At 36.2% G+C, this 23,286-nt stretch carries 14 protein-coding genes and 1 pseudogene; 10 read left to right on the top strand and 5 right to left on the bottom strand.

The genetic code is table 11. From position 1 onward, the window contains the following. Positions 1 to 8: 8 nt before the first annotated feature. Positions 9 to 827 carry a hypothetical protein gene (locus tag H3Z85_00980; protein ID QPQ52124.1) on the bottom strand — a complete coding sequence of 273 codons (819 nt, stop codon included), beginning with the start codon at positions 825 to 827 and terminating at the stop codon, positions 9 to 11. A gap of 116 nt (positions 828 to 943) precedes the next feature. On the opposite strand from H3Z85_00980, the gene H3Z85_00975 reads away from it, so the two are divergent. The 7 genes from H3Z85_00975 (at position 944) to H3Z85_00945 (ending at position 15,592) form a co-directional block, all read left to right on the top strand. After that, complete coding sequence (locus tag H3Z85_00975; protein QPQ52123.1) at positions 944 to 1,201, top strand: hypothetical protein; 258 nt, start codon at positions 944 to 946, stop codon at positions 1,199 to 1,201. 356 nt (positions 1,202 to 1,557) lie between these two features. Next, positions 1,558 to 2,934, top strand: a complete 1,377-nt coding sequence (locus tag H3Z85_00970; GenBank protein QPQ52122.1) for a T9SS type A sorting domain-containing protein — start codon at positions 1,558 to 1,560, stop codon at positions 2,932 to 2,934. A gap of 139 nt (positions 2,935 to 3,073) precedes the next feature. Then, positions 3,074 to 13,147, top strand: coding sequence for a hypothetical protein (locus H3Z85_00965; GenBank protein QPQ52121.1), 10,074 nt, complete (start codon positions 3,074 to 3,076; stop codon positions 13,145 to 13,147). Between the two features lies 1 nt (position 13,148). Continuing rightward, the gene (locus H3Z85_00960) at positions 13,149 to 13,829 is read left to right on the top strand and encodes a hypothetical protein (GenBank protein QPQ52120.1); all 681 of its coding nucleotides are present in this window, start codon (positions 13,149 to 13,151) and stop codon (positions 13,827 to 13,829) included. Positions 13,830 to 13,941: 112 nt separating this feature from the next. Beyond that, positions 13,942 to 14,184, top strand: coding sequence for a hypothetical protein (locus tag H3Z85_00955; protein QPQ52119.1), 243 nt, complete (start codon positions 13,942 to 13,944; stop codon positions 14,182 to 14,184). 4 nt (positions 14,185 to 14,188) lie between these two features. After that, positions 14,189 to 15,016 (top strand): SOS response-associated peptidase family protein, encoded by an 828-nt coding sequence (locus H3Z85_00950; protein ID QPQ52118.1) that lies wholly within the window; start codon positions 14,189 to 14,191, stop codon positions 15,014 to 15,016. Between the two features lie 243 nt (positions 15,017 to 15,259). Beyond that, positions 15,260 to 15,592 carry a hypothetical protein gene (locus tag H3Z85_00945; protein ID QPQ52117.1) on the top strand — a complete coding sequence of 111 codons (333 nt, stop codon included), beginning with the start codon at positions 15,260 to 15,262 and terminating at the stop codon, positions 15,590 to 15,592. Positions 15,593 to 15,610: 18 nt separating this feature from the next. Here H3Z85_00945 and H3Z85_00940 read toward each other — a convergent pair whose 3' ends face one another. Both H3Z85_00940 and H3Z85_00935 read right to left on the bottom strand, forming a co-directional pair. Continuing rightward, positions 15,611 to 16,267 carry a hypothetical protein gene (locus H3Z85_00940; protein ID QPQ52116.1) on the bottom strand — a complete coding sequence of 219 codons (657 nt, stop codon included), beginning with the start codon at positions 16,265 to 16,267 and terminating at the stop codon, positions 15,611 to 15,613. Next, positions 16,261 to 17,469, bottom strand: a complete 1,209-nt coding sequence (locus H3Z85_00935; GenBank protein ID QPQ52115.1) for a PAS domain S-box protein — start codon at positions 17,467 to 17,469, stop codon at positions 16,261 to 16,263. Before H3Z85_00935 ends, H3Z85_00940 begins: the two co-directional genes overlap by 7 nt. 394 nt (positions 17,470 to 17,863) lie before the next feature. Between H3Z85_00935 and H3Z85_00930 the strand changes: the two genes are divergently transcribed. After that, positions 17,864 to 18,850, top strand: coding sequence for an aldo/keto reductase (locus tag H3Z85_00930; GenBank protein QPQ52114.1), 987 nt, complete (start codon positions 17,864 to 17,866; stop codon positions 18,848 to 18,850). Between the two features lie 219 nt (positions 18,851 to 19,069). Here H3Z85_00930 and H3Z85_00925 read toward each other — a convergent pair whose 3' ends face one another. Both H3Z85_00925 and H3Z85_00920 read right to left on the bottom strand, forming a co-directional pair. Beyond that, entirely contained in the window at positions 19,070 to 19,351 is a 282-nt protein-coding gene (locus H3Z85_00925) for a hypothetical protein (protein QPQ52113.1), read from the bottom strand. Positions 19,352 to 20,040: 689 nt separating this feature from the next. After that, on the bottom strand, positions 20,041 to 21,645 hold the full coding sequence (locus H3Z85_00920) for a hypothetical protein (GenBank protein ID QPQ52112.1): 1,605 nt from the start codon (positions 21,643 to 21,645) through the stop codon (positions 20,041 to 20,043). Positions 21,646 to 22,554: 909 nt separating this feature from the next. Between H3Z85_00920 and H3Z85_00915 the strand changes: the two are divergent. Continuing rightward, positions 22,555 to 22,957: pseudogene (locus H3Z85_00915) on the top strand (single-stranded DNA-binding protein). 24 nt (positions 22,958 to 22,981) lie between these two features. Further along, positions 22,982 to 23,254: a hypothetical protein gene (locus H3Z85_00910; GenBank protein QPQ52111.1), complete on the top strand. Its 273-nt coding sequence runs from the start codon at positions 22,982 to 22,984 to the stop codon at positions 23,252 to 23,254. Positions 23,255 to 23,286: the final 32 nt, after the last annotated feature.

Here is a 23,286-nt window from a genome sequence, read left to right as displayed (position 1 = left end):
TATATTTTTTATTGGTTATTTACGTAAACATCAATTAACTTTTTACGTGTTTTAAGGTGCTTTAACAAGTAGGCATCCAAGATATAAAGCTTGACATCTTCATCAATCCTCTTCTTGTCATAATAATTTGCGTCCATAGCTTTTACATAATTTAGAAATCCTTTCAATGGCATCTTTTTTAAGGTCGTATATCTTTTCAATATATAATGTGCATATCTTTTTTTTACGGAGACATACTCGCCAGCAAATTCGATGATAAAAAAATCGTAATGGAGATCAGAATGATAATCAAGTGATAGAAATCCTAATTCCTGCAGAGCAGGAATAGTTCTTTGAAAACGCATCTCGTGAGCGAAATGGACTCGGTCAAAAACATATTTTATTACGTCTACCTCAATTTCGGGAACTTCTAAAAATTTTGCAAGGCATAATCGATGTTGTCCGCCTATTGTAAAGTAATGGTTGCCGTACTGAACGACAGTTTTCGCTTCTTTTGCATTATGAATATGTTCAATCACCGTTTCTTTGGTTGGAAAATTGTCAATAACACGATCCAACCTGCGCAAATCAGTAAAAAACTGTAGCCAATAATATCGCCAGTCTTTTGGTTTATACATTACACAATTGTAGCCATAGGAGTAATCAATCCCACAAATTTTACTGGGATCTATTTTTTCCCTAAACGTTCCGGCAGATATAAAAAAATCAAAGTTTTTGATATGGCTGAAATGGACTACGACGTCATCGTGCCAATTTTGATCATCAAATTTTGGATTTAGGCTTCTTAACCATTCTATTCGCTGTTCATCTGAATATTTATAAGGCATTAATAAAGGCTTTTTAATATCAGGAATATACTAAAATTTCTATTTGAAATTAGAAAAAAATAGTACGATAAATTGGATTTTTAACTTTCATTTTTTTAATTTCAAGTTTCATAACTATGGAAGATACAATTAATTCAAAATTTGACGCTAATTCAGGACAGATTTTTAGGATCACCTATAAGAATAGAGATTTTCAGATTCGACTTTTAAAACGAGGAATTACTAAGGATATCATTGAAGTAGACCTTCTACTGGATGGAGTGATTCAAAAACTTCTTAAGAGAGACAAAACTTGGTATTTTGAAAACTCAGATGCGGATCAGGAACTTGCAAAAGATATATGGAGGGCAATTTCATTACGCTATCGGCTATAAAATCGATAATTCCTTACGGAAACACGTAAAAGTAAGACCTGTATAGATGTTGAAAATTTACTATGTTGGACGCTCATTCTTTTTTAAGCATCAACTCCCTAAATCATAAGCTTTTTTAATACATTTCATTCCTATTAAAATTTAAAAGTCTATATCTCAACTTGATACCGTGAAAACACCCATTAAAAATATGGGGTTTTCCCCCATACCGTGTATCGATTTTTTTTATAATATTGCCAGAATACCGCTAAGAAACCAGATGTTGATTATTTCTAAACGTATCTTATAATAATAAGATGCATGGATCTTTATTTTCATAGGTTTCCTGGCACTAACCAAAAAACATTTTATAGCCTATGAAAAGAATTGATTTTTCAAGAGTCATGCTCTGTGCGTTTCTTTTAGGTTCCCAATTAGCATTTTCCCAATTAATTTCCGGGGAAACTCAAATTTGGGAAAAAATAGATCCTCATTCAAGAGACGCTCTCAAATGTAAGGACGAAAATCTTTTGAACTTCCATTGTGGAATAAAAGATAAAGTCGTCAAAAAATTTATCAGGTATAGTAAGAATAAAAGTCACACACTCAGTCTTGTTCATACTGCCAAAGCGAATGAATTGATATGGGATAATCCCGAAAAAAATGTCGCACTTTCAAATAACCGTTACCAGAAAGGGGAAAAGAATGATATAGAATTAAAAAAGCGGCCAAGTATTTTTAGTTATATGAGCAGTCCTGATCGGGCAAAAGGTAAAACTGATAGCCTTAATATTAAATTATCCGACCAGAACCTTCATGAAATGATTTTTTATCCAAGAAGGGCCACACAAAAAGAATTGAATAATATCCACTCTTATCTTTCGATAAAATATGGAATCTCATTAGACAATTCAAAATATTATAATAGTGAAGGAACTGTTATTTGGGACCCCGACAAACACAGAAACTTTAAGACCAGGTTAACTGGAATGGGCAGGGATGATGGAAATGAGCTTTACCAAAAACAGTCAACCAATATTGAAGATCGAATCCTGACCATAGGGTTAAATGAAATCAAACGAACCAATGCGGAAAACTCGTCGCTATTAAACAACAATGAATTTATCCTTTGGTCCGATGACGATAAAGACCTCAACTTATCTCAGGAGGGAAATTTTTCGAAATTGAACCGCAATTGGCAAATAAATCTTTTAGGCTCTAAGGTCCAAAAATCCGGTTATTCCCTAAGAATCGAAAAATCAATCTTAAATCCCAGATCTTTACCCACAATATATTGGCTTTTAATAACCAATACTGCTGGGGACACAAGAAAGATTCAAGGGATAGAAACGGACAATTATATTTTTTTCAACAAAGTGGACTTTATTAAAGATGATGAAACAGGTGATTCCGCACTTTTTACATTTGCTATAAGTCCTACCAAAGATATCAAGGAAAAGGACGAAACAGTTATCAATAAAGCTCTTGATCCTAATAACCTTTCCCTTGATCTTGAAAAAATTGTCCTATACCCGAATCCAGTTAAGAAAGGACAGAATTTTACTTTACGTTTTCCGCCAATGGAAAATTTAACGGTTTCTATATATGACGGCGCAGGTAGATTGGTCGCGTTGGATAAAGTTGACAGGAACTCCAATCATTATGTGAACCAGTTACCAACCCAGAGTTCATACCTGATTAATCTCACGCAGAATGGGAAAATCATTAAAACTTTCAAATTAATCGTAGAATAATAACACCATGAGAATCGATTTACACAAACTTCCTAGTAAGAAGTCGTGTCTCTTTGTGCTTTTCTTTACCTGTATGCTTGTATTCGCAAGTTTTGATAAAGATGATAGGCAAAAGGTACGCATGCTTAAACAGGATTTAATGACTAAATTAAATCTTGGTAACAAACCATCTTCTACGGATGCAAAAGATCCGCCAGAGGAAAAAGCAGAACATTCGCTTTCCCAACCACTAAATCAAAATTGGGAAAAGCCATCAACAGAAATTTTTGAAAGCAATAAAGTAACTGATGAAAACATCGACCGAAATTCAGTTATTGATGCTTTTGATGCTGACGAAAATCAGGGAACTATCGGAACTTTCTCTGAAAAAGAGACAGATAATATTTCTGATAATTTCTTTAACATTCAGATAGAAGGGAAAATTGACAGATCAAAAACTGCATTTTTGGAGTATGATCTTTTTGGCCTTGATGATTATAAATCTGTATCAAGATCTATCAATCATGATATTGCTATAGGCGGAGAAGTTATTCGACCTAATGCGGATTGGAGCCACCAGAAAGAGGAATTCAATATTGATCTTTTAAAAAGTGGCAATAATACTATATTATTTACCCCACCATCCGCTGGCATTAAATATAAGATCAAGAATTTAAGGATAGTGTTTTCTTCTGATCCTGATTTATCTGATGATCTAAAAATCAGCAGCATACTTTCTTCAAATAAACTTTATGTCCGAGGATATTCCAAGAAATCACAAAGTTTAAAAATCAATAATGAGACTGTTGAGAATAACGGAAAGGAATTTGAGAAACTAATTGATCTCTCAGAACAGGACAATCGAAATGGAACATATACCGTTCATCATGGAAATCAAATCAGGACACTTAAAATTCCGGAAGCTGTAAAATCTTTCAAGATAGTCGGCAGGGATAATTACACTCCTAAAACACTGGAAATTTTAAATGGGCAAACTTATGATTTAAGTTATGAGCACTTAAATGTCAATGTTGAGAAAGGAACCTCGGAATCTGCACTGATAAAACTGCAGAAACTACGTGATAAGGATTTTCCTTCAACAACTCAGGGAATTAAAAATGTTACGCCCAATAATTCGGCATATAGAATATCCCTTGAATCTGGAAGCTTAAGTAAAAAGCTTAAAGTTTCAATGCCTTATGATGAAAGGAAATTAGGGCAAACTTCTCCTAAAGATATTCGAATTTTTTACTTTGATTATAGTAATAAACAATGGAAAATTGAACCATCAGCCGTTGTTGACGAAAAGTTAAAACTTGTCGTTTTCAATGCGGGACAGGATAATGATTATATAAATGGTATAATCTCCGTACCCGAATCACCAACAATCAATTCTTTTGCGCCAACTTCTATCAGTGGATTGAAATCTGCTGATCCGACTTCAGGCGTACAGCTGATGGCACCGCCAACAGCAAATCAGAAAGGTGATGCTGCCATTTCCTATCCAATTCAAATTCCGGCAGGAACCAATGGAATGCAGCCGCAATTGAACATTACCTATAACAGTAGCAAAGGAAATGGCTGGATGGGTGAAGGTTGGGATATTACTGGAATTTCAGGTATCACATTGGATACACGTTGGGGTACTCCAACATTTGATCCAAGCTATGAATCTGAGATTTACCTCTTGGATGGTGAAATGTTAATCTATGAAGGCGACTACCTTCCTCACAGGCATCTTAATGCTCAGGGAAGTATGGATATAACAAGACAGCCTAGAAGTTCCGGAAAAAAGAACTTCTATCTGAGAAAAAATAACAACTTCACAAAGATTGAAAGATATGGTTCCTCACCGACAAGTTATACATGGGTAGTAACCACCACTGATGGAACTAAAAAGTATTATGGTGGAACCGAATCTACCGTTGACAATAATGCCGTTGTTCAAAAGGACAATGGATCAATAGTCCAATGGGGAATTGTAAAAGAACTTGACGTTCATAACAATAATATAAAATATTATTATCTCAATAAGCTATTTACACAGGGAATGGTACCGATTTCGGGAGATAATATAAATCTTGAAAAAGGAAGACAGTTCCATATTGATAAAATTGTGTATTCAGGGGTAAATGATAATGATGGACCATATCAGATTCATTTTTCCTGTAAAGAACCCACAAGGCCGGATTATTCCATAAACACAAAAGATGGTGTAAAAAGGGTTGAAATTGAAAGACTGGACAATATATCTGTCACGAATACCGCACAGGCTGTCAGAAATTATAGTTTTACCTATACCACAGGAAAATTCTATAAATCACTTTTAAAATCGATTTCTGGCCCTGGTGTCAATTATCAGCTGGATTATCATGATGACACCGGCAATGCCATATTTGGCCCTGATAAATTTGTAAATGCTCCGGCACCGGATGCATTCTCAGGCGCAGTTAATTCTGCACTGACCCCTTCAAGAATCAGTGCGGATAATAATTTTGAATGGGGATGGGCATTAAGGACAGGAGCAGGGCTAGGACTTTTTATTCCACATAGATCAGGCGATAAAAATTTTATGGTTTCCGGATTTGTTGGTGAATCATATCCCGATATTAAAAGAGGACAGGAATTACTTGATTTTAATGGTGACGGGATTGTAGATATCCTTTATAGGAAGAGAAATGGAGATAATGGGATCAAGCTTATCCCCGGATCGTGGGAAAATGGTAATCTGGTTTTCAACAAACCGGAATTAAACGTACTGAATTTAAATAGCAATTTCACGAAAACCACAGGTAGTACATTTAATGCCGGAGCCACCGTTTTGTTCAATTGGTGGAAAATGGGCTTCGATTTCACGAAGAGCTGGTCTGAAAGCGAGTCTAAAACTCCAGTTTATCTTTTAGATGCTAATTCAGACGGTCTGCCCGATGTGGTTAAAGACGATAAAGTATGGTTCAATAAAATAAACGCCAATGGGCAGCCAGAAATGGTAACAACCAGTGACATGACAGAAAACATGGTCATGAAGGGTAATGTCCCCGTCCCGTACACAGAACCCGAAGATCTTGACGACGACGAAGGTGAAGAGCCTGTTAAAGCAAAAAATGATGTCGTAAAAGTCTGGATCGCTCCAAAAGCTGGCTATGTGACTATTTATGATCATATTTCAATTACTGACATCCAGGAAACCAAAGCACGGGCCGTCTACTCGATTGAAGTTAAGAATCCTAACGATACTTCAAAAAATGGTAGGGTTTATTTGACCACTTTAGCAGGAGGAAACCCAAATATAGACCTCAAAATCACAAAATATGATGAATATCCAGGAACTCCTTTAGGAATCAATAATTCTTCGCGAATTCATGTAGAGTCAGGTGACAAAATCTATTTCCGTCTGCATAAGAAGACCGGTATAAACTATGAAGTAAACACCACACCTTCGGTAGAATTTGTAAACGCTAACGGTTCGCCGATAGTTGATTCTCCTGAAGAAGAAATAGATGACTTCATGCCAAATAATCTAAAATATGAGGAAAACTTTGTTCTTAACAACCTGACAAAGACATTGAAGTACGACTATTTTGGAACCAAGCATCTTACCATTCCAGGGTTTTCAGTACCAAAATTAAACGATAATGTTACCTTCAAAATAACCTTATCCAAGGCAGAGGTAGTAAATCCTTGGGACGTTACCGTAATTTATGAAAAAACATATTCACAATCACTCGGAACCGTAAACATTGATCCAGTGGATATGGACTTTTTTGTACCACCACCAATACCAGGTGGATACCATTTAAAATTCTCAGTCATATCAGATTCTTACATGAACAAAGAAATTGAGTGGAAGAATATTTCGGTAACGACAGATGGTTATGTTAATATCCTTGATGTACCCGACTATCCATCTTATTATGTAAGGGATTTTAAAAAGAAATTTCATGTTGCAGATTTGGGAGCCAACCCACCACATGGAACAAACGATTACTTTATTTCTATAAACAAGAATTTTGCTTTTACTCCATCTTTGGAAGGTAACTTCATGTATGTTATAAAAAAAGGCGGACTTGTATTGGAAAAAAGATGGGTTAAATTGACCAATTCAGGTATTACTGAAACCTCTTTGAATGGTTTTCTCAATCCGATTAAGTTTTATACTGGTGATCCTTACCAATCCGTTCAGCTCGATGATAGGATTAATATTGTTGTTTATTGCGCTACCCAAAAAGATCGTGCAGCCTATGAATCTTTAAAATCGCAATTGCAGAATCAGATATTCAATATCTATGCTGGAACGAATACGAATCTTTGGTCTTTTACGGTGGAGACAGCAATATTTACTGCTGAGTTCAATACAATTAGTGCGGTTTATCGCAACTGGGGACAATTTATTTACAATGAGAGTAAAGATGTCAAAAAAACGAATAATTCCCTTACGCCACCTGGAGGTCCGCGTGATATACCTACAGCTCCATCGGGCGTAACAACACCAGACTATACAATCAACACAGATACACCAAAAGATTCTTATGGAGCATTGATCAATAATGAATTCCTTGATTCGCCATTCGGGATGTTCAATTATAACTTTTCTTCTTGCTCTGGAATAACTAATCAGGACCAGTACGGAGAGTGTGTCGGTGATATTATTCAGGCAGATTTCCAGAATATAGCAAACACAAACATTCTTGCAGGCTTTAATCCAATTGTTCCAATGAATACCTATTACACAAAAGGTGATAATGGAATCGTGGAGAAATGGATAAATAATGGTTTTACTGAACAGTTCTCAAAGGCAAGGTCTTTCAGGGATGAAGAATCTATGGCTCCGTTTTTTGTAGACGATGATCCAGATGAGCAGGATATCGAAGTGCAGGGAAATCCCAACACCGCCATGTACGCAATAGAGAAGAAACAAAAAAGCAAGGCCAAAACTACTAATTGGGGGATCGGCATTCCTGTTATTTCACATTCAACTTCTGAGCTAAGAGGATATGGAAACATCAATACGCAGGATTTCTTTGATGTAAACGGTGATGGTTATCCTGATATGTTATATAGAACAGAATCCCAATTAACAAATGCATTGGGAGGTCTTAGAAGTGCACAGGGGAGAAATCTAGAAAATAACCCTGACTCGGTTATTTCAAATAACGATAGTTTTCAGAAAACAAATACAATTGCATTCAATGTTTCTGCGGTGAAAACTGTCGGTAGAAATACCTCAAATTCTAATTCCGATTCTAAACCTGATACCTCAGCAGCATGGTCAGGAGGTGTTGGAGTCTCTGATTATCCTGATTCCTATGACAGAGGTGTAAAATATTGGATCGACATTAATGGGGATGGTTTGGTAGATAGAGTTGAATTAAACGATGGCCAGGTCAGATATAAACTCAACTATGGCAACGGACTTGTTAATAATCCTTTTGAAGACTATCCAAATTTAAAAACCTATGAATCCAAGCCTGTTGGCTCAACTTCTGTTAGCATAGGAGGCGGTCTTTCAGGAATGATTTCTCAAACCGCTACTTTCAGTTCTGGTTGGGGTATCTCAGGTAATTTAACTGGATCTTCATCTACCGGAAGTTCAAAACTTATGTTCCAGGATATTAATGGAGATGGAATGATTGATCTAATTTCAATGGATAATGATGGAAATACTTCTGTATCCTACAACATGGGTAATAAGTTCGCTCCGGCGCAGGGTCTTTCAAAACAAGGGGGTATAGTTAATTTCGGGAAGGACAGTCGAACATATAATGGGGCACTTACCTTAAATGGTGGATTCTATATCAATGTTCCAATTGTTTGGCTATTTGGAATTACCATTCTCTATTTCCGTGCGGGGGCAGATATGAGCGCGAATATTGGCGTTTCAATGTCTGAAATTGAAAAAGGATTAAGAGACGTAAACGGTGATGGATTCCCAGACTTGGTAATCAACAATGGTAGCGGCTTACAGGTAAATTATTCGAGAATTGGAAGAACAAATAAGTTATCCAAAGTTACAGAAAAGTCTACCAATGGTACATTTACCATCGACTATGCTTATACAGATCCATCCTACAATGATCCTCATTCGAAGTTGGTCATGAAGGAAGTAAAGATTCTCAATCCAAATGTTGATTCTGACGGATATACAACATCAACCGATAAAAATATCGTAACAAGATTTGACTATCAGAATCCTAAATACGACAGAAGGGAGCGAACAAGCTACGGATTTGAAAAAGTGATCACTGAGGATATGAACGGTACGAATGTCTACCGTAGAGGTGTGGAGACTTTTTATAATTCCAATTATTACAATAATGGAATCCCTAAAAAAAGTGAGATATACAGCGGAGGAACTACATTAAAAGCAACTTCGGAAAATAATTACAAATTATATAAATACAACAGTAGTTATACTCAACTTGAAGAAATTCCTTCTTCTCAATTTGAAACTTATGATACTGGTGGAACGCAGGGAAATAGAATCGCGATTGTATTACCTTCCGGAACTTCCAACACGACATTTGAAAATGGGGGGTCTATAACCACGAGCTCCACTATGACCTACAATGTCAAAGGTCAGATAATCGGATATCGCTATAACAGCAACGTCGCCGCCGGAAGTTTTTATTCCTCGATTGGATATCATGACATACCATCCTTAACTGCGAAAAATATATTGAATATACCTTCGGAAATTAAGGTCTTTAATAGTTCGAATATTTTAATTCGCCAACGAAGTTCAGAGGTTGATACGAATTATGGCGATCTGACAAAAATTAAGGTGAGTCTTACTTCAAGTCAAACCGCAGATACAGAACTTACATATGATTCCTTTGGAAATGTAAAAACGGTGAAAGACCCCGTTGACTATCTCCTTACTTACGAGTATGATCCAACAGGAAAATATGTGACAAAAGTAACTGATAGTTTTGGCGTATTTTCATCTGCAACTTATGATTCAAGATGGGATACCATATTGGAATCCATAGATGCTACTGGTAATAAAATAACTTATGAATATGATAATTATGGTAGGTTAACTAATATTCTAGCACCAAAGGAAATAGGTGTTTCGCCTTATACGGTAAAATATTCCTATTTTCTGACACCTTATTCAACCACAGGTACGCAGATAAACCTATACGGCGCAACTACGCAGAACTATGATCCTGACAATCCAACAAATCCAATTGAAACTATTTCATTAGCGGATTTTACGGGAAAAACTGTACAGGTGAAGAAGGACATTTTTATTGCAAATGCTGAGAAAATGTCGGTTTCTGGAATGACATCATATGATGTTTTAGGTAGACCAATTAGACAGTATCATCCTACAATGGAGGCAAAAGATGCTGTTCTGAACAAAAAACTCAAATTAACCCTTTCTCCTTATTCCAGTTCTATTCAATATGACAATCTTGATAGGCCAATTATTGAAATTGATGAAGATGGAAATGTGACAGATACCTCATATAGTATTGAAGGTACTTCCATGAAAAAAACTGTAAGTCAATTACAGAATCCGGGCAGTACAATGAAATCTGAAACATTATCAAATGCGGAAGGAAGAACAGTAATTGCTAAAAACTATCTGGGAACTTCAATTTTAGTTTCCCAGTACACGTATGATATTGTTGGACAGCTTCTCTCGTTAAAAGATCCTGAAAATATTGAGTTTAAATACGATTATGATTTAGGTGGAAGAAGAACTTCAGAAAAGCATCCTGATCATGGAACGACAAGGTTCACATATGACAAGGCAGGTAAAATGACGACAAGGTTATCTCCAAATCTTGGCCAATCCAGTGCGATCTCCTATAAATACAATAAAAATAGGTTGATGGAAATAACTTACCCTAATCTTCCTAATGGAGCCACTAATCCTAATAATGTCAGATATACCTATGGTATCGCTGGAACAGCAACTGGAAGGTTAGCTTCAAAAATTGACGGTACGGGGCAGACTAAATATACTTACGGAACATTGGGTGAAATAGTATCTGAAAATAGAAAAATTACTGGATACAACATTCCGACAATGAATTTTATTACTAACTATGAGTATGATAGCTGGAACCGTATTAAAACAATAACCTATCCTGATGGAGAAATCGTAAAGTACAAGTATGATTTAGGCGGAAATTTAAAATCCATAAAAAGCCAGCAGAATGGGGATTACGTAAAAGATATTCAATATGATGAATATGAGCAGCGAACCAAGATCCTAAATGGAAATGATACCTATTCACTGTTTACTTACGAACCAAAAACCAGATATCTTGCTTCTCATACGCTTACTAAGGATAATTACACAACCTATCTTGCTAATAGCTATAAATATGACTTTGCGGGGAATGTAGTTTCTAATATCAATAGCAGTATTTTAACACCTAACCAATTAGGGGGAAGTTACCAGCTTCTATATGGATATGATAGCTTGAACAGGCTTACACATGCGGTAGGGGCAATGCTAAAAGATATAAAAGAAGATCCTAATAACCCTTCTAATGTTGGAGCAAGTTATGAGACAACCCTAACTTACACTACTGGAAATGGCTTTAAAGGAAAAAACCAGACCCATGTGGTAAGCGGTATAACAAATCCTTTAAATACTTACAATAATAGTTACAAGTACGTCAAAGGAACCCATATGGTCACTTCTGTTACCGATTTGAACAATGGGTTTGTAGAAAGTTTCAAATATGACCTGAACGGTAATCCAATAGATCTAAATTCACCAAATGGCACTGTCTCGATGGCGTGGGATGAAGAGGACAATATGAAAGCCTACTTTAAAAAGGCTGATGGTATATTCCAGTATTATTCCTATGACAATAAAGGCGACAGAACTATTAAGTATAATTTACAGGAAGGTCCTAAATTATATCAGAATGGGTCACTCGTTGATGGCACAATGCAGCTGTATGGATACAAAGTCTATCCGAACTCCTATGTTGTGGTAAGCTCAGATAATACTTATACAAAACATTATTATGCCGGAACACAAAGGATCGCAAGCCGATTGGCAGACAATCCAGGTCTTTTTAACAGAGTAGCAGTAAACCAAAATGTCAACGATGATAAGGACAGTGTGCCTGACGTTGAAACTGAATTTAAAGCTTACTCAGAAAAAATGGGTGTAGATATTACAAAACTGGAAACTGAATTTGCTAAAAACAGTTCACAGGCAGGACTATATTATTTACACAGTGATCATTTATCGACAGCAAATTTTGTCACAGATGCAAATGCCGTAGCAACACAATTTTTCCTAAATTTACCTTTTGGTGAAACGTTCATTGAACAGCAGGTTCCTGGAGTCTATGAAAATCCATACAAGTTCAATGCAAAAGAACTGGATAGTGAAAGTGGCCTATATTATTATGGTGCAAGATACTATAATCCAAGACTGAGCATCTGGTATGGCGTAGATCCACTAGCTATCCATAATCCGGTTATGGAGCACCAATTTTATGGGAATGGTCAACATAATTCAGGATTCTATTTCATAGGTAATTTAAACCCATATATTTATACCTATCAAAATCCTGTACGATACACTGATCCAAATGGAAAACAGGTTGATACTGTTATTGATGGTCTCAAAAAGATGTGGAATGGGATCAATCCTTGGAAAGCCGTTGAAGGTAGTAAAGATGGTCCTAGGGTTCGCTCAGGCGAGGAAAGATTTCAGGAGTTTAGAACAGGAACTATACAGGCTGCTAAAGGAGCGGCAACGGCTGAAGTTGGGCATGTTGTCCTCGATGCAGCTGGTGTTGTTGATCCTACTCCTGTTTCAGATACGGCAAATGGTATTTGGTACGTCTTTGAAGGTGACTGGAAAAATGCTGCAATCAGTGGCATATCGGTTGCCCCCTATATAGGTGATGGTGCTAAAGGTGTTAAATATGGTGGAAAAATTATAACGCAGATACAAAAACACCACATTATTCCTCAGCAACTATATAAATTAATGCCAGAAATCGGAGATTTCATATTAAAGAATTCAGGTATAAATTTAAAGAAATTACCAAATAGATTTCATGGAAATCACCCAGCTTATACAAATTGGGTGAAAAATAAGATTGACGATTTATTAGCTGAGGGCGATCTTACGAAAGAAGGACTTGAAGGAGTAATAAAAGAAGCTAATATTGAACTTAATAAAGCCTATAAAGAGTTTAAAGAATCAGGGCAGTCATTGAATGATTATTTTAAAAACAAAAAGAAATAACATGCATAAACAGAAAAATTATTATCAAATTGAACCGACCATAGACAGTAAAATCATTGGCAAAAGTGAATTGGCACTTTCAGTTGAAATTACCAATAAACAATTTTTGGCATTCCGAAAAGATAAATTGGTCTATGTTGACAATTATTTTGAACAGACTGAACCATATAAGGATTTTCCCAAAAATATAACAGGCAAAATGTATCAGAGAAAGAAATCTCCCATTGATATTATGCAAGTCATGCCAATGTGCCTGGGAATTCCATTTATTATTAGTGGAAAAGTAAAGGAAATATTAGAGAACTTAAATATAAAAAAATCCGAATACCATTTGGAAGATTTGAGTATCGATGGATCTTCAGAGCCATTTTATTTTCTCTTTATTCCTATGCTTAAAAATTCTGAGACAATTGATTATTCCAAGAGTGTTTTCTATAGTACATTACAGGATAGATTTGCTGTTTTTGATACTTATGAAAAATATCTCACAGAAAAGAACAATAGATTCAAAGTTAAAAATCTGTTTTTATCTAAAGCACTGGAAAGTCAGGATATTATAAGTGTCCAGGCAGCAGGACCGTTTTTTAGCGAAAGAATAATTGATGCCTTCAAAGAAAATCATGTCATTGGTTACGATATAATAAAGGGCGGAGATTTTAAAGTAGACCTTAAATTCTCCTGATTTTATGTTGATGTGAATGTTTTTGAAACCACCGAAAGGTGGTTTCTTTTTTGCCATTTAAAAATTAAAAATGATTAACTTTAATTGTGGTAAATCATTGACAAATAATTGAATGGGCAATCTTTTTGAGAATAAAATAATTGAAATCATATCAGAAGGTGTAAAAATTGCTGTATCTGAACATACGGTAAATGATCAGCAAATATATCGACTGATCTTTTCCGATGATAGATTACCTCTTGTAATTACACGTATTTCCACTTTTTCTGGTAATAACTGGACAAGTGTTCCGCAGGGAAGACAGAAAGAAGCTGAATTATTTGGTAATGAAATCCTAAAACATTTAAAAAAATAATGATATGTGTTATTATAACGGACAACGTGTTTCAAGAGCTGAGTTCATTCGTTTAATGGACTTGGAAAAAGCGGTTGTGAATTATGATTTTTTAAATCAGGATCTGCACGAGGGTTTTAATTATGGAAAGATAGCGGTTCTGCGTCCTTCCGAAGACAAATGTAATTTTGAAATTGTGCAAATGGAATGGGGTTTCATCCCTTCTTATATTAAAAATCGCGATGCGGTTCAAAAGATGCGTTTTGGATACAAAGACTCCCTGGGTAAGTGGCATCAACCCTATACAACACTTAACGCTAAAGGAGAAGAGCTTCTGCTGATCGATGAAAATTCGGGCAAGGAAAAAATGTTTCGCAAAGCTGCACTTGATCGAAGATGCCTTATCCTGTCTAGTGAATTCTACGAATGGCGACACATTTATCGTCTGAACAAAAAGACAAACCAGCCTTTAAAAACAGCAGATAAATATCCTTACCATATTGGTTTAAAGGACAAAGAGTATTTTTTTATTGCAGCGATATGGCAAAACTGGATTGATAAGGAAACCGGAGAAACAATTGACTGCGTAGCCCTGGTAACAACAGAAGCAAATAGCTTAATGAGACAAATTCATAATTCAAAAAAACGTATGCCAACAATGTTGCCTGATGACCTTGCCTGGGAATGGATGATGGAAGATCTGGATGAAAAAAGAATTACTGAGCTGGCAACCTATCAGATAAATCCTACTGAAATGGTCGCTTATACGGTTGAAAAAGAATTTAAAACAACCGGTACTCCTTCAAAGGCTTTCGTTTACGATGAGATCCCTGATCTTTCTTATGAAGTCTAACAGTTAAAAATGATCGGCTAAAAAAATCCCATTACATAGAAGTTGCCGTTTTAAATATTTAAAGTTGGTCAATAAATTGGTTAGATGATGGGAATTGTCATACTAATGACTTCTTATGCACCATCAAAAACAAATAGATGTATTCCATGTTTTAAACTTTGCATGTATAGGGTTGTTATTGCCTTGTGATAGGATCAACCTAATATGTCATTTCTTTATTAATTTCTGAATTCTATAAAAAATATGAATGGAATAATTTTTCAGCATAACAAGGCCCATATCGGATGTTCTGCTAAATTTATGTTTATTCCTGAGCCTGGGCAAAGGTCAATTCCAGCAATAGCTGAATTTCAAGGTGGTGAAAAAGCATATGCCGTAATAGAAGAGGTAAATGCTCTTGAAGTTGTTTTAAGAATAGGTGAATACTTAGATGCCAAAGGACTCAAAGTTCCTGAGAAAGTATGGCGCATGAGATATGATAAAGACAATGACCAATGGCAAATTGTTGGTAGTTTTTTATCTAATGAAAATCTAAAAAACAACCGAAGAAAGAAATCAAAAATTGGAAAGATTTAATTTTTTTATTCGATTTTTTTAATCTTTGTTTTCCAACACAAACTGAAAGGTAGAACCTTTACCTTCTTCACTTTCCACACTTATAATTGAATTGTGATAATGCAATATCTCTGCGACAATATAAAGGCCGATACCAAAGCCGGAAATATTCGCAAGTTCCTTCCTTTCGACCCTAAAGAATCTTTTAAAAAGTTCTTTCTGATCTGCATTACTTATTCCGACACCTTCATCACTGACAAAAATCCTTAAAGAAGCATTACTGATTTTCTCACAGCCTAACACAATAGTTCCGCCTTCGGGGGAATATTTTATGGCATTGGTCAAAAGATTTGTTAAGACCTGACCGATTTTATCTCGGTCGGCAAGCACTTCATGAGAGGAATTACATTGAATCTTTATTATATGCTTTTCGCTGATATATCTTGCCTCCGATACGATCTCCTGCAACAAACCTAAAATTTGAAAATATTCAAAATGCATCCTGATTTTACCCTCCTCGATCTTTGCGAGGTTCAGAAAATCCTGAATCATCGAAGTCATCCGTTTCGCCTGATTTTCGATCCCGACTGACAAGTTTCTTCCTATTTCCAAATTATTATTCTTAAAACCTCTTTGCATGGCCTGAGAACTTAATAATATGGAAGTAAGCGGTGTTTTAAGCTCATGGCTCACCATTGAAACAAAATCATTTTTCCTTCTTTCTTCCTGTTTTTTTCCGAAATATCCCTGGCTATTTTGGATATTCCCATGATTTCACCATTGGCGTTCTTAATGGGTGATATTGTCAGGGACACATCTAATAGTTTACCAGATTTTGTCAGCCTCTGCGTTTCAAAATGATTTATGGATTCCCCAGCCCTGAGTTTTTCCAAGATATAATCTTCTTCCCCCAAGCGCTCTTCAGGGATTATCTTTATGATCGGCTGACCGATCATTTCATCGGCACTGTAACCGAATATTGTTTCTGCAGAACTGTTCCAGGTACTGACAACTCCATTCAATGTTTTACTTATGATGGCATCAAAAGAAGAGTTCACTATGGCCACAAGTTTTGAATGGTACTCTTCTGAATTTTTTAGATCTGTAATATCAAGTACGCAGCCGACGACCCTGTGTAAACCTTCGCTTACTTGTTTCTGTATAATTCCCTGCACCCTGATCCAGACAGGAATAGCATTCGATTTTAAAAATCTAAAAATAATATCAAACTCACCGTTATCCCTATATTTCACATCTGAAATATGGGATTCCACCTTTTCTTTATCTTCCGGGTAAATATAATCTTTAAGCAGACCACCTGCATCAACTTCTATCGGGATTTCAAGCATCTGCCGAAGTTCATCTGAAATTTGGATATTTCCGGTAATTAAATCTAATTCCCATATACCCAAGTTAGATGCTGAAATCGCAAGCCGTAAACGTTCCGCACTTTCCGCAAGTAGATGGTGAAGTTCGTTCTTGCGTTTTTCTTCTTTGACCAGCTCGGTTACATCTCTGGTGAAACATCGCGTATGGATAAATTTTCCGTCCTCTATCAGTACATTTGAACTGATTCTGACATATTTGACATCCCCATTTTTGGACAGTAGACTGGCCGGAAAATCCTGTACCGTTTCATTATTGGAAAGTTTAACCAATAGCTCCGAAATTATATCACTATCGGCATGAAAATTCTGGATCGGAAAACCAATATATTCTTCTTTGGTATATCCCAGAAGATCGAGTTCGGCCTGGTTTGCCCAGATAATAATACCGTCCCCATTTACCCAGTGAAGGGGCATACTTCCGTTTTCGATAAAATCCGTCAGCTCTTTCACACGATATTTTAGCGATTCTAATTCGATTCTCAGATCCTCTACATTTTCAGGTTGGGCCATAGTCAATTAACTTTCGATATTTTAACTAAGTAAATTTATTAATTATACAAATATATAGCGCAATAATCATTTATTTATCCTACGTGGTATGGCTTATTTCACAACTGGTTAAATATCAGTGATGTGCGAATAAAATAACTGTGCGATATAGAATTTGTATGTATTAACAGAAGAGATTAAATAGAGGCTGGGCAAAATACCCAGCCAAACGTTACTAATAGTATTAATGGAGCGCGTTTAAATAAAACAAATACAGAAATCATTTGTTTAGGCATTTCTATAATATTTAGGTCAAAAAAACACTGCTTGCTATTCTATTTTACTGCAAATTATTTTTAATTTTAGTAAGCTTATATCGCTATAACAATTAATTTACCTCTAAACCTATATTTCGATGCAGTATAGATCTTTGGGAAAAAATGGGCCAAAAGTTTCTGCAGTATCCATTGGTACACGCAGTATGACACCAAATAGGGATATTGATTCCACGGAAAGTTCAAGAATAATTAAAGTGTTAGAAACAGCAATAGAAAAGGGCATTAATTTCATAAATACCGCTGATTTTTACAGTATGGGCTTAAATGAAATGCAGATCGGAAAAGCCATAAAAGGAAAGAGAGACAAAGTTTTTCTCAGTGTAAAAACTGGACTCAGAAGATCTCCGACAGGAGATTATCTCGGTCTTGACTGTACTCCATCTTCGATCAAGAATTTTTGCAACTATTCCCTGACCAGATTGGGTGTTGAGGTCATTGATCTCTACCAGCCCGCACGCATAGACCCCAATGTTCCGTTAGAGGATACCGTAGGAGCAATTGCAGACCTTATTAAAGAAGGAAAAGTCCGATACCTTGGTATGTCAGAGGTAAATGCCCGGCAGCTTAAGATTGCGAATGAAATATATCCGGTTTCCGCACTTGAAATTGAATATTCACTGGCTACCAGATTCATTGAGCATGAAATTTTACCTATGGCAAGGTCTTTGGAAATTTCAGTGATACCCTATTCAGTTCTCTATTATGGTCTCCTTACAGGCGATATTAATGGCCCGTTTTCTAAATCTGATTACAGAAGCACCCTGCCTAGATTCAACAGCGAAAATCTTACGGCAAATCTGGAAATCATTGACTTTCTAAAAGACTTTAGTGCCCAAAAAGGATATAGCCCCAGCCAGATAGCAGTTGCATGGTTGCTCAATCAGGGAAATGATATTATACCTATCATCGGAATGGGATGTCCTGAGAGAGTGTCGGATAACCTGAAAGCACTTGAAATAAAATTTACCAATGAAGAGCTTCTGTTTTTGGACAGCACTTTTTCAATGGGTGCTATTAAAGGCGACCGTTATCCTGAAACACTTAAATCAATAATTCCGTCCTAATTTATTAGCCTAGAGAAATGGTTATTTAATTTTTTCTTTTTCAAACGGAATATCAGAATTAAATTTTATTTTAGTGTTATCTTCCTCCTTAGAAGATGATCAAATATAGCTAAGCACCGAATTCTCTCTCGGTGCTTTCTTTTTCAAGTCAAAAAGTATATCAGTAGAGCAGTTTTGGGTTGTCATTATTATCCCCAACTAAAATATAAATGAAAATGGTTAATATTCCGAATATTTTTTGTCTACTTTCCATATATTTTCTTCCAGTTTTTTAAGGAACCAGGATTTTTTACTCATTTTGGTTCCAGAAGCTGTAACATATTCGTAGACATTCAGGATCAGTTCTTTGTCATTCAGAACTTCCATATCACCTTTTGCTATGATTCCATCAGTAAATTCAATATCTATTTCAAGATATGCGCTGCGGGAAGAGACAGGAAACAATATTTTTCCTATTGAACCAGCATAAAGATGGCTATTGTCAAACATTATCTTTTTCATAATTACGACAGTTTGGACAGATTTAAATTCAATGAAGTAACACCACCTAACCTTACTTTTAAAATGATAATTACTCCTAATGGAACTTTACATACAATTTACGGTTTCTAATTCAGATATCGTTTCAAATTGCCGTATAAAAAGCTAAAGTTATTTCAAATTTTGGGTTTAACATGAAAACGATCTTCTCTAAAAATATAAATAGTTGTCCAATAATAACGAAAGCTATCCTGTTTTGGGATAGCTTTCTATTTTTTCCTCTCGGTTCGATCAACAAATCCTGTCTAATGATGCTTTTATTACAATTACAGGAATTTTTGCAACCACAGACTGAATAAGATCAGAATATTCAGAACAAAAAGACAATTAACAGTTATATAAATTGAACGTTTGCTGAATTTTTTTAAAAAGAAAATGGACAAAACCGGTATTATCAAGGTGATAAAGTAGATGATTGATACTATTTGATTTACCATTTTAAATGTCGTAACCGTCATGCCCAACTTTTCTGATATTTCAGAAATTCTTTCGGGGTATGCGTCTGAATAAAAACCGCTGCCGGTTACCATATGCCAGATTGCACCTACTCCCATGAACGGGGTAAAAAGCCAGAGCACGAGCTGTAATAAGCACACCATAAATGACAGGGCATATAAAACTTTTAATGCTTTCATATTTAAAATTAATGATTAATCCTTACAATCGCTACTCAGTGTACTTAAAGGCTTTTTACCGTCAATTACATCTTTAACCGTATTCCAGTCTGGACGATGGATTTCTTGCTTTCCCGGTGCTGCTTTTCCTCCGTTTTTGTTCACGAAATCTGAAACCATTTTTTGATAAGAATTCCATAATGCATCCGCTTTACCGAATGGCCCTGCATTCGGTACGCCAAAAAAGTTTGCAACTGCTTGGAAATTGCTGCCGTCGATATAGGATAATCTATCCACGCCACGTGTATAAAACGTATAGGAGCCATTCGCATTTTTTACAAAACCAAAATCCCGGTTACCGGACACTGGATGCCCCTTATATTGGGGTTCAAAAATTGTTGTGAAAGTCCAGCCTCCACTATTATACTTACTCACAATAACAGAACCGTTATCAGGGCCTAAAATATCAATTGTAATAACAGCGTTTTTTGGATTACTGGAGTTCCATAAATTTTGGTCAGCAACTCCCCATTTGTCATATGGTGAAAATTTCGAATAATACGTGTCAACAAAATTATTGATATTTTTGCGGATATGTTCCTGAAACTGCTCAGGGGTTGCAGTTTTTCCATTAATAGTCGGCATTTTATCGATATTAATAGGGAAATAATCCATATTGACCAACGGACTGAATGCATCATTTATATCAAGTGCGTGAGAAACAGGACTTCCGAAATATGCTACATCAAATTTCCGAATTTTATCTTTCGTCGATTGGTCAATAGCGAATTTAGCCATTGCTAACCACTTCTTGATTATTGCACAGTCGATATTTGGGATTAAAGCAAAAGGTTTGTTTTTCAGCTGATTTTTCAGTTCATCCACATTTGGTTTAGGGAAATTGTCACTTGGGGCACCTGGAGCTCCACCACCGCCAGTACCTGTTGGGATAGGATCATCGGAACATGCAGCATGGGGTAATTTTGTCTTGGGAAAAGTCCATACGGTATTGAGTTGCCCTTCAACATAACCTTCAACAGTTCTCTGATCTTCTTCTTCCTCTGGCTGACATCTTGGATCACCGGGTAGTCCGCCTGCTTTCAGCTTAGGTGCTGACCTATCTTTAAGCCAGCTATTATCCGCATTAAATGTAGAAAAATATGCCTTTCCTTCATAGTATTTAGTAACGGTAAAGTTGTTATCAAAATATCCTTCAGAAATAATACGTCCTGTAAACCCGTTAGGTATATCTTTCCCATATTCAGGCAGATAGATAACTTTTACAAAATCCCATTCTCTTTTTTGGTTTTTAGTCGCCTTTAAAATCAGGTTGTTGCTTAAGTCGACAGGTATCGAATCGTTCGTGAATATTTTCACATCACTTAACAATTTTACCCTCACAATTGCCGTATCTGCCGTTTTGAAAGTCACGCTGTCCCATAGGATCTGCGTATTGAAATTCTTGCTGAAATTTTTTCTGTCCGCCGGAAGGCCACTGTCGCTATGCTGTTTTTCAAATGCTGCTTTCAGCGAAAGAACCTGTTGATTGCTGTTTTCTAAACTACTGACATGATCTTTTTTGCAGCTCTGAAATCCCACAAATAGGGTCAGGAGCATGCTCAGATAATAAATTCTTTTCATCTACATCTAATAATTGTTATTTAAACTGCTTATTTTTCGTCCATCATAAGATTATATCTAAGACGGTTAACAAAACAAATTGTCCCGAAATATTTTGATTTTTTAATATGATTGAGACATGTTTATTTGTATTCAAAAGAAATAAATTAAAAGGTGTTTTTCAATTCTTTTTTGATTTTAAAAGTAATCGATTTGTCATGTTTTGTTTAGATTAAAAAATGTAATTCAAGTGTAGTGGGTTAGATACAATGGTGATAGCTGTATTTTGCCGACTTACAACGCATTTAAGATCCAATTAAATTTTTTGAGATTATAGGGACAGAAGGCATAAGGGGAAGATCTGACTTGTCGTGATCTTTTTCGTATCGGGGCGTGTCAAATTGAGACCGCGCTTTTTGTTCCAAGTCCTCGCTGAGCTGTGGGCTATCCACTTCAATCGCTCTCGCATTATTGTATGTTTCCCATCGCGCACGCCAAAGCACATTTACCTCCCAGCTTCTTTCCGTCCCATAAAAGAGCTTTTGGCTTCCCATGATCAGAAAATTGTAAGTCAGATCCCAAAACAGTTCCCAACATCTGCCTTTCAAATCTCTGATGTCCGGACAACTAAATATCCGGATTTTTTTATGCATAGAAATTCAATGAATATCATTTTCAAAGAAAAGGATAAAAAGGCAGCCAAGTTAGTTCATCCATCCGACCCACATCCCACCAAGAGAAAAAGTGAATGAACGGTTTCCCCCAAAGGCCCCCCCCATTAAATCATTTTTTCTCTTGGTCTACGCAGTTGTATGATCTGTTTGTCTGCTTTCTTTTTTCCCTTTTTTCTTTTGAAAATAATATCGGGGCCGAGCCTCGGAAGGACTGGAAGAACATAACAAGCAATGTAAAACAATAAAACAAAACGTTATGAACATCACCGCAAAAATCACAAGAACAGCAGAAGTTAGAACAACTTCAAACGGCAAAGAGGTAGTAAATTTTGGCGTAGCGATTAGGCACACCTTCCGAAACAAAGAAGGCGAAAAAATCAGTCAGCCAACTTTTTTGACTGTGCCTACTGGAGAACTCCAAACATTGCCCCATACCTGACTAAAGGCACTATTGTAGAACTTTCGGGAAGGGTCAGCCCTAGAGCGTGGATAGACAAAGAAGGCAACCTAAAGGCAGGACTGAATTTTCACGTAACAGACATAGTTTTTCACGGTGGGGATGGAAAACAGGGGGAGAAACAGTAAAAAAGGAAACTGTAAAAACTGGCAACTCTACATCCGTATTTGCGGGGGACAATGACGATGATCTACCATTTTAAAACAACGCAAATCTAAAATTCATCATGAAAAAATCAGCCCAAAATACAGGGGTACAGATACCCGATAATATAGCACAGATTGCCCTATTGGTTAGAAAAGACTGGAAAAACGTCTATTTCGGGGCTGTGCCTTATTTGGATGCAATGCACTCACTCAGTAGCGTAAATGAAAGCTATTACGAAGATTCCGCAAGCTCGATAATCAATTATTTCCTTGCAAATGCGACAACTTGGCGCGGAGAGGTTGCAAGGGCGGTAAAAGCCAAATTAAAACAGCTTGTCGCAAGTGCAAACTAATTTTTAAACCTTCAAAAATTTAACATCATGTC

The organism is Chryseobacterium indologenes (genome assembly GCA_016025055.1).
In the GTDB taxonomy this organism is placed as follows: domain Bacteria; phylum Bacteroidota; class Bacteroidia; order Flavobacteriales; family Weeksellaceae; genus Chryseobacterium; species Chryseobacterium indologenes.
Note: the sequence above shows the minus strand (reverse complement) of the source record. Positions and strands in the feature narration are given on the sequence as shown.

Coding starts and splice junctions, on each gene's coding strand:
- H3Z85_00980 (QPQ52124.1), bottom strand. CDS start 827: ATGCCTTATAAATATTCAGATGAACAGCGAATAGAATGGTTAAGAAGC.
- H3Z85_00975 (QPQ52123.1), top strand. CDS start 944: ATGGAAGATACAATTAATTCAAAATTTGACGCTAATTCAGGACAGATT.
- H3Z85_00970 (QPQ52122.1), top strand. CDS start 1,558: ATGAAAAGAATTGATTTTTCAAGAGTCATGCTCTGTGCGTTTCTTTTA.
- H3Z85_00965 (QPQ52121.1), top strand. CDS start 3,074: ATGACTAAATTAAATCTTGGTAACAAACCATCTTCTACGGATGCAAAA.
- H3Z85_00960 (QPQ52120.1), top strand. CDS start 13,149: ATGCATAAACAGAAAAATTATTATCAAATTGAACCGACCATAGACAGT.
- H3Z85_00955 (QPQ52119.1), top strand. CDS start 13,942: ATGGGCAATCTTTTTGAGAATAAAATAATTGAAATCATATCAGAAGGT.
- H3Z85_00950 (QPQ52118.1), top strand. CDS start 14,189: ATGTGTTATTATAACGGACAACGTGTTTCAAGAGCTGAGTTCATTCGT.
- H3Z85_00945 (QPQ52117.1), top strand. CDS start 15,260: ATGAATGGAATAATTTTTCAGCATAACAAGGCCCATATCGGATGTTCT.
- H3Z85_00940 (QPQ52116.1), bottom strand. CDS start 16,267: ATGGTGAGCCATGAGCTTAAAACACCGCTTACTTCCATATTATTAAGT.
- H3Z85_00935 (QPQ52115.1), bottom strand. CDS start 17,469: ATGGCCCAACCTGAAAATGTAGAGGATCTGAGAATCGAATTAGAATCG.
- H3Z85_00930 (QPQ52114.1), top strand. CDS start 17,864: ATGCAGTATAGATCTTTGGGAAAAAATGGGCCAAAAGTTTCTGCAGTA.
- H3Z85_00925 (QPQ52113.1), bottom strand. CDS start 19,351: ATGAAAAAGATAATGTTTGACAATAGCCATCTTTATGCTGGTTCAATA.
- H3Z85_00920 (QPQ52112.1), bottom strand. CDS start 21,645: ATGAAAAGAATTTATTATCTGAGCATGCTCCTGACCCTATTTGTGGGA.
- H3Z85_00910 (QPQ52111.1), top strand. CDS start 22,982: ATGAAAAAATCAGCCCAAAATACAGGGGTACAGATACCCGATAATATA.